The 12,572-nt window shown below is 52.8% G+C and carries 11 protein-coding genes; 10 read left to right on the top strand and 1 reads right to left on the bottom strand.

The features are described from left to right. Positions 1-10: 10 nt before the first annotated feature. The gene (locus MXMO3_RS16345) at positions 11-784 is read left to right on the top strand and encodes an ATP-binding cassette domain-containing protein (RefSeq protein ID WP_117396579.1); all 774 of its coding nucleotides are present in this window, start codon (positions 11-13) and stop codon (positions 782-784) included. 88 nt (positions 785-872) lie between these two features. Here MXMO3_RS16345 and MXMO3_RS16340 read toward each other — a convergent pair whose 3' ends face one another. Then, complete coding sequence (locus MXMO3_RS16340; RefSeq protein ID WP_117396578.1) at positions 873-1,151, bottom strand: TolB family protein; 279 nt, start codon at positions 1,149-1,151, stop codon at positions 873-875. A 435-nt stretch (positions 1,152-1,586) separates the two neighbouring features. On the opposite strand from MXMO3_RS16340, the gene MXMO3_RS16335 reads away from it, so the two are divergent. From MXMO3_RS16335 to MXMO3_RS16295, 9 genes are all read left to right on the top strand, one after another. Continuing rightward, positions 1,587-2,597, top strand: a complete 1,011-nt coding sequence (locus tag MXMO3_RS16335; protein ID WP_117396577.1) for a substrate-binding domain-containing protein — start codon at positions 1,587-1,589, stop codon at positions 2,595-2,597. A gap of 180 nt (positions 2,598-2,777) precedes the next feature. Beyond that, positions 2,778-4,286: a sugar ABC transporter ATP-binding protein gene (locus tag MXMO3_RS16330; RefSeq protein WP_117396576.1), complete on the top strand. Its 1,509-nt coding sequence runs from the start codon at positions 2,778-2,780 to the stop codon at positions 4,284-4,286. Between the two features lie 38 nt (positions 4,287-4,324). Next, positions 4,325-5,302: an ABC transporter permease gene (locus tag MXMO3_RS16325; protein WP_205468040.1), complete on the top strand. Its 978-nt coding sequence runs from the start codon at positions 4,325-4,327 to the stop codon at positions 5,300-5,302. 5 nt (positions 5,303-5,307) lie between these two features. Beyond that, a complete protein-coding gene (locus MXMO3_RS16320) occupies positions 5,308-6,336 on the top strand; it encodes an ABC transporter permease (protein WP_117396878.1) in 1,029 nt (342 codons plus the stop codon). Between the two features lie 144 nt (positions 6,337-6,480). Next, complete coding sequence (locus tag MXMO3_RS16315; RefSeq protein ID WP_117396877.1) at positions 6,481-7,395, top strand: sugar-binding transcriptional regulator; 915 nt, start codon at positions 6,481-6,483, stop codon at positions 7,393-7,395. A gap of 12 nt (positions 7,396-7,407) precedes the next feature. Then, a complete protein-coding gene (locus tag MXMO3_RS16310; protein ID WP_117396574.1) occupies positions 7,408-8,391 on the top strand; it encodes an aldo/keto reductase in 984 nt (327 codons plus the stop codon). A gap of 63 nt (positions 8,392-8,454) precedes the next feature. Beyond that, positions 8,455-10,221: a glycerol-3-phosphate dehydrogenase/oxidase gene (locus tag MXMO3_RS16305; protein ID WP_117396573.1), complete on the top strand. Its 1,767-nt coding sequence runs from the start codon at positions 8,455-8,457 to the stop codon at positions 10,219-10,221. After that, positions 10,178-11,023: a class I fructose-bisphosphate aldolase gene (locus MXMO3_RS16300; RefSeq protein WP_117396572.1), complete on the top strand. Its 846-nt coding sequence runs from the start codon at positions 10,178-10,180 to the stop codon at positions 11,021-11,023. The genes MXMO3_RS16305 and MXMO3_RS16300 overlap by 44 nt, the downstream gene beginning before the upstream one ends. Continuing rightward, complete coding sequence (locus MXMO3_RS16295) at positions 11,013-12,524, top strand: FGGY-family carbohydrate kinase (protein WP_117396571.1); 1,512 nt, start codon at positions 11,013-11,015, stop codon at positions 12,522-12,524. Before MXMO3_RS16300 ends, MXMO3_RS16295 begins: the two co-directional genes overlap by 11 nt. The last annotated feature ends 48 nt before the right edge of the window (positions 12,525-12,572 follow it).

Here is a 12,572-nt window from a genome sequence, read left to right as displayed (position 1 = left end):
GAGACATAAGATGACACATGCAAATGCAGCCCATCCCCTTGTTGAAATGCGCGATATTCACGTGTCGTTTGGCGGCATCAAGGCGGTCGATCATGTCAGTATTGACGTCTATCCCGGCGAGGTTGTGGGCCTATTGGGCCATAATGGCGCGGGCAAATCGACGCTGATTAAAGTGTTGTCGGGCGCCTATAAACGCGATGCGGGCGAAATTTTTATCAATGGCGAAAAAGTGGAGATTCATAATCCACGCGACGCCCGCGCCCACAATATTGAAACCATCTATCAAACGCTGGCCCTGGCCGACAATTTGGACGCTGCGTCCAACCTTTTTCTGGGTCGTGAAATCACCAATCCTTTGGGCTTTGTCAATGACGACGCCATGGAAGCGGAAACCCGCAAGATTATGGGGAAACTGAACCCGAACTTCAAAAAGTTCGCCGACCCCGTATCTGCGCTTTCAGGCGGGCAGCGGCAATCGGTTGCCATTGCCCGGGCGGTCTATTTTGATGCCCGCATTCTGATCATGGATGAACCCACAGCTGCGCTTGGCCCCCATGAAACACAAATGGTGGCCGACCTGATCAAGCAGTTGAAAAAGGCAGGGATCGGCATTTTCCTGATCAGCCACGACATTCATGACGTGCTGGATTTATGCGACCGCGCGTCTGTGATGAAAAATGGCAAGCTGGTGGGCACCGTCAATGTCGACGACGTTACCGACGATGATTTGTTGAGCATGATTATTCTGGGCAAAAAACCTGATGAAGAGACGATCACGTCTTAACCCTCAACTTGCCCGTCCGGCCTCGTGGTTCGGGCGGGATTTTTTGTGCGGATTCTTTATATGGCGCACCCCAGCATATGCAGGTCGGTCAGGCGCTGTAACTCACATATGCAAAACGCGCGCTATCTGGCGCCCAGCACGGCACATTGATCGTGCCTTGTCCGCCATAGAGCGTGGTCAATGTGCGGCTTTTTCCTCCCTCAGCCGGCATTAAACGCAGTTCCACATCTTTGCCGAAGGGATGCCCTTTTTTGCCGCCGGGATAAGCGAGGTAGAGCATGTGGCGGCCATCAGGTGCGGGATGTGGGAACCAGTTCACGCTGTCCTCATCGGTCATCTGTTGCAGGTCACGGCCATCGGGGCGCATACGCCAGTACTGTACGCTGCCATCCTTTTCGCCATTGAACCAAATCTAGGCGCCATCGGGCGACCAGCCGTGCCAATAGGACGGTGTTTTCTCTGTGACACGTACTGGCGTGCCCCCTTCTATTGGTAGCGTATAGATGGCGCTATCGCCCACTTCCGTCGCGGAAGGGAATTAACGTCGAGTAGTTGGCAGGGTAGTGCAGGCGCTTCCGCAGCTTAATTGGCGCTCAATGCTATAAACCGTAACAAAATTTTAGGATGATTGTGCGGCGAGGCGGTTCGAAAAGTTAATCAAAACAATGACTTAAAAATTTTTCCCAAAAAAGAAGAAATTGCTATTGAAATTTTTTACGCAAGCTGAAATATATTACATGACTGTTGTGAGCGGAGGAGCATATGTTCGTGACAGCAAGCTTACATTGAGGGAGGAAAATCAATGAAACGGAAATTTATCGGGATGCTGATGGCGGCATCTGTGTTTTCAGCGGCTGCGGTTGGCGCGTCCGTTGCAGACGAAAAACGGATCGCATTCTTTGTATCCGATCTGTCAAATGTATTTCACCAAGCGCAAGCTGCTGAAGCACAGCGTTACGGCAAAGAGGAATATGGCGCTGAGGTTGTTATTTTTGACGGCCAGGCCGATTCCGCTGTGATGACGCAAAATGTTGACCAAGTGGTTGCTGGCGGTTTTGATGGCGCGACATTGCACATTTGGGACGCTGAAGCGGCCGCACCGGGTGTGCGTGAAGCCTTGGAAGAGGGTGTGGCGATGACATCTTTCTTCAGCCCGTTGGGCGACACAGGCATTCCTGTTGCGCGAAGCGATGAAGCCACCGTGTCTTTTGCGATGGGCGCTGAAATGGCAACAGCATGGAAAACTGCACATCCGGACGTGCCGATTGTGATGGTGCAGTTGGGCTGGCCTAACCACACTGAGGTAAACTCTGGGCGGACCAAGCCATTTGTTGAAGGCGTGCTTTCAGTGGCACCTGAGGCGGAAAACCTTGGCGCTCTTGATGCAAGCGGCGGGCAGGAAGCAGCCAAGCAGATCGTCGTTGATTTGTTGACACAACGTCCTGAGGTCAACCTTATCTATTCTGAGGCCTCAAACCTGACTGTTGGTACGATGGCCGGCCTGTCTCAACTCGGCCGCGGCAAATTTGAGAATGGCGAGCCTTTGACCGAAATTGTGGCGAGCGTGGATTTTGACTCTGTTGAGTTTGATCAAGTCTATGATCCGAATTCCAGCCTGAAGGTTTCTATGGGGCTCCCACCAATCGAAACAGCTCGTGGGCGTGTTGATCTGGTGATGGATGTAATCAATGGCAAAGTAGACATGACATCCGATCCAGCTCAAGAGTTCTTCTATAAGGCGTACACAATTTCATTCTGGTCTATGCCAGAAGAAACTGCTGAAGCCTGGCTGACCTCGCAATTTGGCGGCTAAAACAGTTTGACTCCGGCGGCCCCCAACCAAATTGATCGGCCATGCGCCGACCAGCCGTCGGAGTTAATTATACCTGTGGGAGGCACTAAGATCTGTGACGCGAAAAGTGTGGGAAGGTCAGATTGTCCTCAAGTTTAAACGGCGGAATATACGCAAGATTAGTCAAAGAAAGTCGATCTGATGACACAGCAACAATCATCTGCGCTTTCTGTCGAGGGCCTAACCAAGGATTATCCGGGTGTGCGGGCTGTCGACAATGTGAGTTTTACAATCAAACAAGGTGCTATCCATTGTCTGGTTGGTGAAAATGGTGCGGGCAAGTCCACACTTGTGAAAATGCTCACAGGTGTTTTGCAGCCCACAAGTGGTAGCATGACAGTGGCAGGACGTCGCCATTGTCCTAGGAATCCGCAAGAAGCACGAGATGGCGGGATTGCCACACTTTTTCAAGAGCTTCACGTGGTTGATGAGCTGACGGTGAAAGAAAATCTGACTCTGGGCATGGAAGCGAGCCGGTTTGGGTTTTTGGTGAACTCCAAAACCGATGAGGTTGCCATCGAGACCTTGGCCACGATTGAGCCATCCATTGATCCGGAGGCACGTGTCGGGAGCTTGAGTGTAGCACAAAAACAGATTTTGGAGATTTCGCGCGCGGCTTCATCCGGTGCCAGCGTGATCATTATGGACGAGCCAACCGCTGCGCTGTCAGAGCGCGAAGTGGAGCGACTATTTGCGGTGATCCGCCGTCTGCGCGATGCAAATGTGACAGTTGTCTACATCTCTCACAAGCTGGATGAAATCTTTGAGCTGGGAGATGACGTCACAGTGTTTAGAGACGGCAAGCATATTGTGACCAAGTCGCTCGACGAGGTGGACGGGCGCCAACAGCTGATTGAGTTGATGATCGGCCGCACCGTTTTTCAACAATATGAACCCAGAGATATAGACGATGCTGAGCCAATTTTGCAGGTGGAGCATCTGAAAACCTCCTTGCTCAAGGATGTGTCATTTCATGTCAATAAGGGCGAAGTGGTGGGTTTTTATGGCCTCGTGGGTGCAGGCAAAACAGAGATCGCGCGGGCGATTTATGGTGCGGACAAGTTTTCTGGCTCGGTCAGGTTTAATGGCAAAGAAATCGGTCCCACGCCGCACGATGCGATTGCTGCGGGCATCGCTTTGGTGCCGGAGGAACGCCGAACACAGGGGCTTTTCACAAATCTGACCATTCGAGAAAATGTGCCGGTGATGAATTTGGAGAAAATCTCCACAACAGGGATCTTGTCTCCATCACGTGAGCGTCAGGCTGCGGAGCATTTTGTTGCCCAACTGGGCATTGCCACCAGCAGCATTGAGAAGCACACGGAAAAACTCTCCGGCGGCAACCAGCAAAAAGTTGTTTTGGCGAAATGCCTATTTGCTGAAGCAGACCTGTTGTTGCTCGATGAGCCGACCCGCGGCGTTGATGTGGGGGCCAAAACCGAAATTTATGACGTCATCAAGACACTCGCCAATGAGGGCAAGTCGATTTGCGTGTTTTCAACCGAGCTTGAAGAGATTTTGGGCATCTGTGACCGCATCATCCTGCTCTATGACGGCGTGTTGGAGGAAGAGCTGCGCAATGGGGAAGATGTTGATATCGCCCACATTTTGAATGTGGTAACGGGCGGCGCGGAGCATAAAGGACAATGAGTGTGCAACTAAAAGCAAAAATGGCCAAAGGGCTTAAGATGAGTGATGAAGCTTTTATCACCCTGTTGGTGGTGTCTGCGGCAGTCTTTATTTTTCTGTTTGCCTCGCTGCTGGTGCCGAACTTTTTTCAATTTCAAAACGTCGTGAATTTGGTCACCAACAACTGGGCCGTGATCTCACTGGGCGTTGGTGTGACGTTTCTGCTTGTTAGCGGCAACTTTGATTTGTCCGTGGGTGGCATTGTCGCTCTATCCGGCGTGTTGGCCGTGTGGTTTGCCCAAGCGCCCGGCGGCGCCAATGCACTGGCCAGCGGGTTTGGCATGCCGACGTGGATGGCGATGCTATTTGCGCTGTTTGGTGCTTTGGCAATTGGTGGATTGAACGCGCTGTTTGTTGTGCGGTTTAAAATCCCGTCCATTATTGTGACGCTGGGCACCATGTTGGTGGCGCGAGGCATTGCACAAGTGATCACACACGGGTCACAACGCAACACGAATTTGCCGGATGATTTTGGCTTTTTGGGCAACATCTATCTGTTTGGCACTTCCATCAAGCTACCCGTGGTTTTGATGCTGCTCTTGGTATGTGTGGCTGTTGTGATCGAAAAACGTACCATTTTTGGTCGGTTGACCTTCTGGATTGGTGCAAACCCGGTTGCAGCCCGGCTGTCGGGGATAAAAAATGCAAGACATCAAACTCACCTCTATCTGTTCAGCGCGGCGATTGCCGGGATGGTGGGCATCTTGCTGGCCTCTGAATTCAAGTCGGGCTTCTCCAGCCGCGGCATGCTGATGGAATTTGACGCGCTGGTTATTGCGTTGTTGGGCGGTGTCGCTATCGCAGGAGGCTTCGGGTCGGTCGTAGGCATGTTCTTTGGAGCATTGATCCTGGCTACCGTCACCTCTGCCGCGACTGGATTGGTGTTGTCACCCGACTGGCAATACATCCTCAAAGCAATCGCGGTGTTCCTTGCAATCGTGGCTCAGACGTGGGCACTGACCCTGAAAAACCGGTGAAAACAATGTCTTATTCAATTTCTAAAACCAGCCATACACCGTTTAGCGCACGCCTTGGGCAGTTTTTGCGGGATTATTATATCTACCTGGTGTTGATCCTTGTGGTGGTGTTGCTAAGCGTTGCCAATCTCGATCGGTTCGATCTGTTTGAACGCGGCAATTTTTTGAACCCGAAAAATATCGTCAATATTCTGCGTGTTTCCGCGCCCATTCTGACCTTAGCTGGGGCTTTTACCCTGCTCATGGTGTCAGGCCATATCGACCTTTCGGTGGGGAGCGCGATGAGTCTGGCGGCCGTGGTCTATGCGTCGCTTGCGATCAATGGCGTGCCCTTCCTTATGGCGTTTGGGCTGACCGTCGTTGTTGGCGTTCTGTTGGGGGCCATCAATGGCCTCTTGGTGGTGAAGCTCAAAATCACGCCAGTGATCGCCACCTTGATTACCTTGAGCCTTTATAAGGGCGTGGCTCTGCTTATGGTGCAGGATGGTGTGTCTGCCATTAAATCCGGCGGCGGACTGAAGATGCCAGGCTGGTTCAATGATTATGGTCGCTCCGGCGTTTTGCTCAATCTGCCTATGGCGTTCTGGGTAGCCGTTTTGGTTACGATTGCTTTGATCGTCGTGCAGAATAAAACCTTGTTGGGTAAGCATGCCGCAGCGGTGGGGGGGAACCCCACAGCGGCAAGGCTCTCCGGGGTGAGCTCAAACAAGATTGTCATTTTGCTCTACGTGGTTGTTGGGGTCAGCGCCGCATTGGCGGGTATTGCACGCTCAAGCTTTATGTCCCTGGGCGACCCGCTTTCCGGCGACGGTATGGAATTGACGGCCATCTTGGTGGTGCTGCTTGGTGGTACGGCATTTAGTGGCGGTGAGGGGCGTGTGCTTAGATCGTTTATCGGTGCATTGATCATCATGGCGCTGACCGTCGGCATGCTGACGCTGGTGCCTGCCTATTATCAGACCCTGGTGGTGGGAACTGTGCTATTGATAGCCGCCGCTTCGAACCACCTTGTTAGTCGCAAAGGATCCAAATGATGTGTTTTCTCAAAAAAAGCGCACGGGAAATTGGCCATCGATTGTCGATATCTGGCTATATAGTCCAACTCATTCGGTGCGGGGGCTAACGTGAAGAACAAAGAAGATTTTGGTGTTATTCGGCAGATTCACACTGTTTTGGTGATGCATTTTGTTGAAGGACAGAAACAGGCCGATATTGCGACCAAGCTCAATATGTCCACCGCCAAGGTGAACCGGCTGATCAAGCAGGGTCGCGAATTGGGGATGTTGCACATCACTGTCACCAGCCCATTTGAGCGCTTGGCCGAGCTTGAAAATCGGCTGACCGCGCATTGGCCGCTCAACAGCGCATTGGTGACGCCAACCTTGTCGACCAATATGGAAACGGTGTTGCAACAGGTTGGCACGGCCGCGGGTAATCTTTTGACGGAGAATATACGTGATGGTGATGTGATCGCCATCACAGGCGGAAAGGGCGTAAGCGCTTTGGTGGAAAACCTGACCGTCGACCGCAAATTTGATGTGACGATCGTGCCACTGACCGGCTGTGTGCAGGGCAAGCATTATACGGATGTGAACCATGTGGCGACCATGCTGGCCGATCGGCTCGGCGGCAAGGCCATGCTGATCCATGCACCGCTATTTGCTGAATCCAAGCAGGAGCGCGATATGTTGTTCTCCTTGCGGCAGATTGGCGAAGTGTTTGATATGGCGCGCAATGCAGACATTGCGTTTACCGGGGTTGGCTCCATTCTGACGCAAAGCTCCAGCTATTATGATTTGCACCCCATTCCCGTGGCAGAACGCCAGAACCTGATTGATCAGGGGGCTGTGGGCGAGTTTGTCGCGCATCTGATTGATGAAAACGGCACGCCTTGTGATGTTGAGCTGAACCAACGCTTATTGGCGCTGACCCCCAGTGAAGTCTCCAAAATTCCCAAGACTATCGGCATTGCCGCCGGTCAGGACAAGGTGCAGCCCGTTGTATGTGTTTTGAATGGCCGACATTTGTCGTCGCTGGTGGTTGATGAAGCCACCGCGAGCGCCGCTTTGAAATTAAAGTCGAAAGCCGAGTAGGAGGAAAGCGAAATGCTAACGCGAGAAATTGGAAAATCAGGAATAAAGGCCTCCGCAATCGGCTTGGGCACATGGGCCATTGGTGGCTGGATGTGGGGCGGCACGGACGAACAGGCGTCGACCGAGGCGATCCGTGTCTCCATTGATGAAGGTGTTTCGCTGATCGATACAGCCCCGGCTTATGGCTTGGGGCGTTCCGAGGAAATTGTTGGCGAGGCGATTGCCGGGCGTCGTGACGAAGTGGTGTTGGCCACAAAGTGCGGCCTTGTCTGGCACACCACAAAAGGCAATCATTTTTTCGACCAGGATGGTCAGCCGGTCCACCGTTATTTGGGCAAAGACAGCATTGTTCATGAAGTGGAACAAAGCCTGCGTCGGCTGAAAACTGACTATATCGATCTTTACATCACCCATTGGCAGGACCCGACGACGCCCATTGATGAGACGATGGAAGCGATGGAGCTTTTGAAACAGCAAGGCAAAATCCGCGCGGTTGGTGCGTCCAACACCTCCGTTGAAGAGGTGAAGGCGTATTTGGCGGCTGGGCAACTTGATTGCCTGCAGGAAGAATACAGCATGGTGCATCGCGATATTGAAGACAGTTTGTTGCCGCTGAGCCGCGCCAACAATGTGGCGATGCTGAGCTATTCCTCGCTCGCGCTGGGGTTGCTTTCGGGCAAGATTGATGCAGATCGCAAGTTTGAGGGTGATGATCAACGCAAGGACAATCCACGGTTCTCTGCTGAAAACCGCCAAAAGGTCATGCGCTTTATGGATGAAATTGCGCCAGTTTGTGATGCCCATAATGCGTCCAAGGCACAAATTGTTATTGCTTGGACGTTGCAGCAGCCCGGCATCACCTTTTCGCTTTGTGGGGCGCGCAATCCGCGCCAGGCAAAGGAGAATGCCGCAGCTGGCAAGATTGAGCTGAAACCAAACGATTTACAACAGATTGATGCCGCGGTCAGCGCGCATCTTGTCAATCTGGACGGATAGTTAAACGGACCATTCAAGTTTGAAAGGACGCCGACAATCACCTTGTCGGTGCACGGGTAGCCTATGCCTGAACGCAGGTCAGATAAATTTGCCAGAATAACCGCTAATGCGGCCTTCGACGTGATTGTCGTGGGTGGCGGGATCAACGGCATTGGTACCTTCCGCGAACTTTCGTTGCAGGGATTGCGCGTCCTTTTGGTTGAAAAGAACGATTATTGTTCAGGGTGCAGCTCCGCTCCATCGCGCATGATTCATGGCGGGCTGCGCTATCTTGAAAATGGCGAATTTGATCTTGTGAAAGAGTCGCTGCGTGAGCGGGATGCCTTGTTGCAAAATGCACCGCATATGGTGCGGCCCTTGCGGACTGTGGTGCCCCTTCGTACAACTTTCTCTGGTCTGTTGAACGGCGCTGCCAATTTTTTCCGCCTGCCGTCAAAGCCAACCGAGCGGGGGGCATTGACGGTGAAAATCGGATTGATGCTGTATGATTGGGTCACGCGTAAACGCCGTCGCTTGCCAAAACATGAGCTGAAAATGTTTGGCGGTTCTCTCGCCCAATGGCCCGATCTGCACCCCGATACGAAATATACCGCCACTTATTACGACGCCTGGATTAGCCATCCTGAGCGGTTGGGGCTTGAGCTGCTTGCGGATACAGTTGATGTGAACCCAGATGCCATTGCCCTGAATTACAGTTCCATCGGCATTAATGCTGATGGCGCGCTGGAACTGCGTGATGAAGAAAGTGGGGCATCACAGATCGTCACAGCCAAAGCTGTGGTCAACGCAACAGGCGCATGGGTGGACCAGACAGCGGCTGCGCTTTCCAAAGCTGATGCACCGCCGAAGCGGTTGGTTGAGGGGACCAAAGGGTCCCATCTGATTATTGATCATCCCGAACTGGAAAAGGCGCTTCAGGGCAGCATGGTTTACTATGAGAACTATGATGGCCGGATTTGTATCTTGTTTCCCTATGCCGGGCATGTGCTGGTTGGATCCACAGATATACGTGTTTCGTCGCCAGGCCGTGTGCGCTGCGAGCCGGAAGAAAAAGAATATATTCTTCAATCGCTTTCCCATGTCTTTCCGAACATAAACATCGCGCCGGAACAGATTGTATTCAGCTATAGCGGCATTCGTCCTTTGCCCACGAGCGACCAGAGTTTTACCGGCCGCATTTCTCGCGGTCATTTTATCGAAAAGCTCGAGGGAGACATCACCCAGTTTTGCATGGTGGGAGGAAAATGGACCACTTTTCGGGCTTTTGCAGAGCAGGTGACGGATGCAGTGCTGGACGAGCTTGGGGTGCCGCGCAAGAAAGATAGTCTCAATATGGCGATCGGCGGTGGGCGCAGCTACCCAGAAGATGTGGCGGCATGGGTGGATGAATTTTGCGCCAAACACACACTCACCACATCACGTGCGCAGCATTTGCTGGATCATTATGGCACGAGCGCTGAAGATGTTTTGGAGGCGGCGCGCACGTTCCATCATGACCAGCCGGTGACCGCGGACTGCGCCTATACCAACGGCGAAATCGTCCATCTCGCTATGGCCGAGCAGGTTGAGCATCTCAGCGATATTATTTTTCGGCGTACTTCACTGGCCATTAGCGGCGCGGTGTCCTTCGAAATGGTGACTAAAATCGCCGATCTGCTCGCGGCTGTTTTCAGTTGGAGCGACGCGCGTCAGAAGCGCGAAATAGCCAATGTTGTCAATGAATTGGAAAAGTTTCACGGGGTGTCGCTCGCGGCCCTCAAAGAACGATCAGTTAAAGGAGAAAAGAATGCGTATCAGCACAAAAGCACGCATGAACCGCATGTTCACTAATGGTGGCTGTCTGGATGTTGCGATCGATCATGGGGTTTGCAATGAACCCAGTTTTTTGAAGGGGCTTGAGAACATGGAGGCGGTCGTCGACTCGCTTGTGCAAGCAGGGCCTGACGCTGTTCAAATGACCTATGGGCAGGCAGATTTGTTGCAAAACCGGCCGGAAAAAGACAAGCCCGCGCTGGTCATGCGGATCGATATGGGCAATCCTTATAATGATCAACGCCACCGCTATATGTGGTCTCATCTGCAAAATGCCGATGAGCCGATCATCGGCGCGTTGGAAATGGATGCGGCCTGTGTGGTGGTGAACCTGTTCATGCTGCCGGATGAGCCTGAATTGTTTAGCCAGTGCGTTCAAAATATCAGCAAGGTTCGGGCTGCGTGCCACAAATATGGCATGCCGCTTATGATTGAGCCTTTGGTGATGCTCCCCAATGATGTGCGCGGCGGCTATCAAGTGGATGGCGACGCGGAAAAGATCGTCACATTGACGCGACTAGCGATGGAAATGGGCGCTGATATTATCAAGGCTGACCCAACCGATGACCCTGAAGATTTTCATCGGGTTGTGGAAGCGGCGCGTTGTCCTGTGCTGGTGCGCGGTGGCGGCAAAGAAGATTTGAAGACCGTTCTGAAAAAGACATCGGCCCTGTTGCAGCAAGGGGCAAAAGGCGCCGTTTATGGTCGAAACATTTACCAGCACGACAATCCAAGCCAGGTTGTTAAAGCGCTTATTGCGATGATCCATGATGGCGTGAGTGGTGAAGAGGCATGGGAGATTTATCAAAGTGCGCAATAAACCTGGATATCTACTCGGTTTAGATGCAGGCAACACGGTCATCAAGGCAATCTTGTTTGACCTTGAGGGTAACCCAATTGCCAAGGCCGCCCGTGATGGGCGGTCATCCTGCCCGGCGCCTGGCTATGTGGAAAGAGATTTGGCGGAGCTGTGGGCAAATGCCAAGCAGGTGATCGGCCAATGTCTTGAAAAAGCGCAGGTGGACCCTTCTGAGATTTTGGGGGTAGGCTGTGCCGGGCATGGCAATGGCCTTTATCTGCTGGACCAAGACAAAGCGCCATTGATCGGGATTCAGTCGCTTGATACCCGCGCTGCTTCTCTGGCAGAGCAGCTTGGGAATGAAAATGGTCAACCGTTGCACGCCCTTTGCCTGCAAAAGCCCTGGCCGTCGCAATCTGCCACTTTGCTGGCCTGGATAAAGAATAACCGGCCCGAGCTTTATGCTGAGACCGGGACAGTCTTTTTCTGCAAAGACTTTATCACCTATCAGCTCACCGGTGCGCTGGTGAGTGATGTTTCGGATATGAGTGGCGCCGGTTTTCTGCGCATGCCCGATTGCCAATATGATGATGAATTGCTGACGCTATATGGCCTGCAAGATGCGCGCCACATGCTGCCCAAACTGATCCAACCCGATGAGATCGCGGGGTTTGTGACGGAAGAAGCTGCGGCTTTGACTGGGCTGAAGGCGGGTACGCCTGTTGTGGGCGGCCTGTTTGACGTGGTCGCCAGTGCTTTGGGATCTGGGGCCGTCAAACCAAATCAGGCATCGATCATTGCGGGCACCTGGAGCATCAATCAGGTTCTATCCAAAACGCCTGTGGTGGATGAAGGTATTTTCATGGTGAGTGGCTTCGGCCCGGAGCGCTTCATGAATATCGAGGCCAGCGCAACGTCGGCAGCCAATCTTGAATGGTATGTGCGCGAGTTTGTTGAGCGCGGTGGGCATCATGATGACCCGTTTGGCTATTGCAATGCGATCATTGAAAAAGTCACGCCTAAGGCGGATGACCCTATATTCCACCCGTTTCTTTACGGGTCCGGGCAGGGGGCGCATATGCGCGCCGGCTTTTATGGTTTGGCAGGGTGGCACAGTGAAGGCCACATGCTGCGTGCCCTTTTTGAAGGCGTGGTTTTTGAACATAGACGGCATGTTGAAGGCCTGGTTGCAGGCGGCGTGGAATTTGGCGATGCCATCCTTTCCGGTGGGGGATCACGCAGTCCTGTTTGGCCGCAAATGTTTGCGGATTGTTTGAGGGCAAACATGTCCGTCGCCGCGTGTGAGGAGACGGGCGCGCTTGGCGCTGCGATCGCCGCAGGCCAAGGCGCCGGTGTGTTTGAAAGTCTGGATGAAGGCGTGTCGAAAATGACCAGAGAAAAGGCCAGATTTTCGCCCAACCCCGATCTGCTGACACATTATGATGAGCGATATGAGATGTTTGTCCAACTCAAAACCGCCATGGACGATTTTTGGACGATACAAGCGAAAAGGCAGAGCTGAGCACCGCCAAGATGGGTGAACCCGCATATGCGCGGCGACAGTTTGGTT

The organism is Maritalea myrionectae (assembly GCF_003433515.1).
GTDB lineage: Bacteria > Pseudomonadota > Alphaproteobacteria > Rhizobiales > Devosiaceae > Maritalea > Maritalea myrionectae.
The sequence above is the reverse complement of the archived record's forward strand: the minus strand, read 5'-3'. Positions and strand labels throughout refer to the sequence as shown.

Coding starts and splice junctions, on each gene's coding strand:
- MXMO3_RS16345 (WP_117396579.1), top strand. CDS start 11: ATGACACATGCAAATGCAGCCCATCCCCTTGTTGAAATGCGCGATATT.
- MXMO3_RS16340 (WP_117396578.1), bottom strand. CDS start 1,151: ATGCGCCCCGATGGCCGTGACCTGCAACAGATGACCGATGAGGACAGC.
- MXMO3_RS16335 (WP_117396577.1), top strand. CDS start 1,587: ATGAAACGGAAATTTATCGGGATGCTGATGGCGGCATCTGTGTTTTCA.
- MXMO3_RS16330 (WP_117396576.1), top strand. CDS start 2,778: ATGACACAGCAACAATCATCTGCGCTTTCTGTCGAGGGCCTAACCAAG.
- MXMO3_RS16325 (WP_205468040.1), top strand. CDS start 4,325: ATGAGTGATGAAGCTTTTATCACCCTGTTGGTGGTGTCTGCGGCAGTC.
- MXMO3_RS16320 (WP_117396878.1), top strand. CDS start 5,308: ATGTCTTATTCAATTTCTAAAACCAGCCATACACCGTTTAGCGCACGC.
- MXMO3_RS16315 (WP_117396877.1), top strand. CDS start 6,481: ATGCATTTTGTTGAAGGACAGAAACAGGCCGATATTGCGACCAAGCTC.
- MXMO3_RS16310 (WP_117396574.1), top strand. CDS start 7,408: ATGCTAACGCGAGAAATTGGAAAATCAGGAATAAAGGCCTCCGCAATC.
- MXMO3_RS16305 (WP_117396573.1), top strand. CDS start 8,455: ATGCCTGAACGCAGGTCAGATAAATTTGCCAGAATAACCGCTAATGCG.
- MXMO3_RS16300 (WP_117396572.1), top strand. CDS start 10,178: ATGCGTATCAGCACAAAAGCACGCATGAACCGCATGTTCACTAATGGT.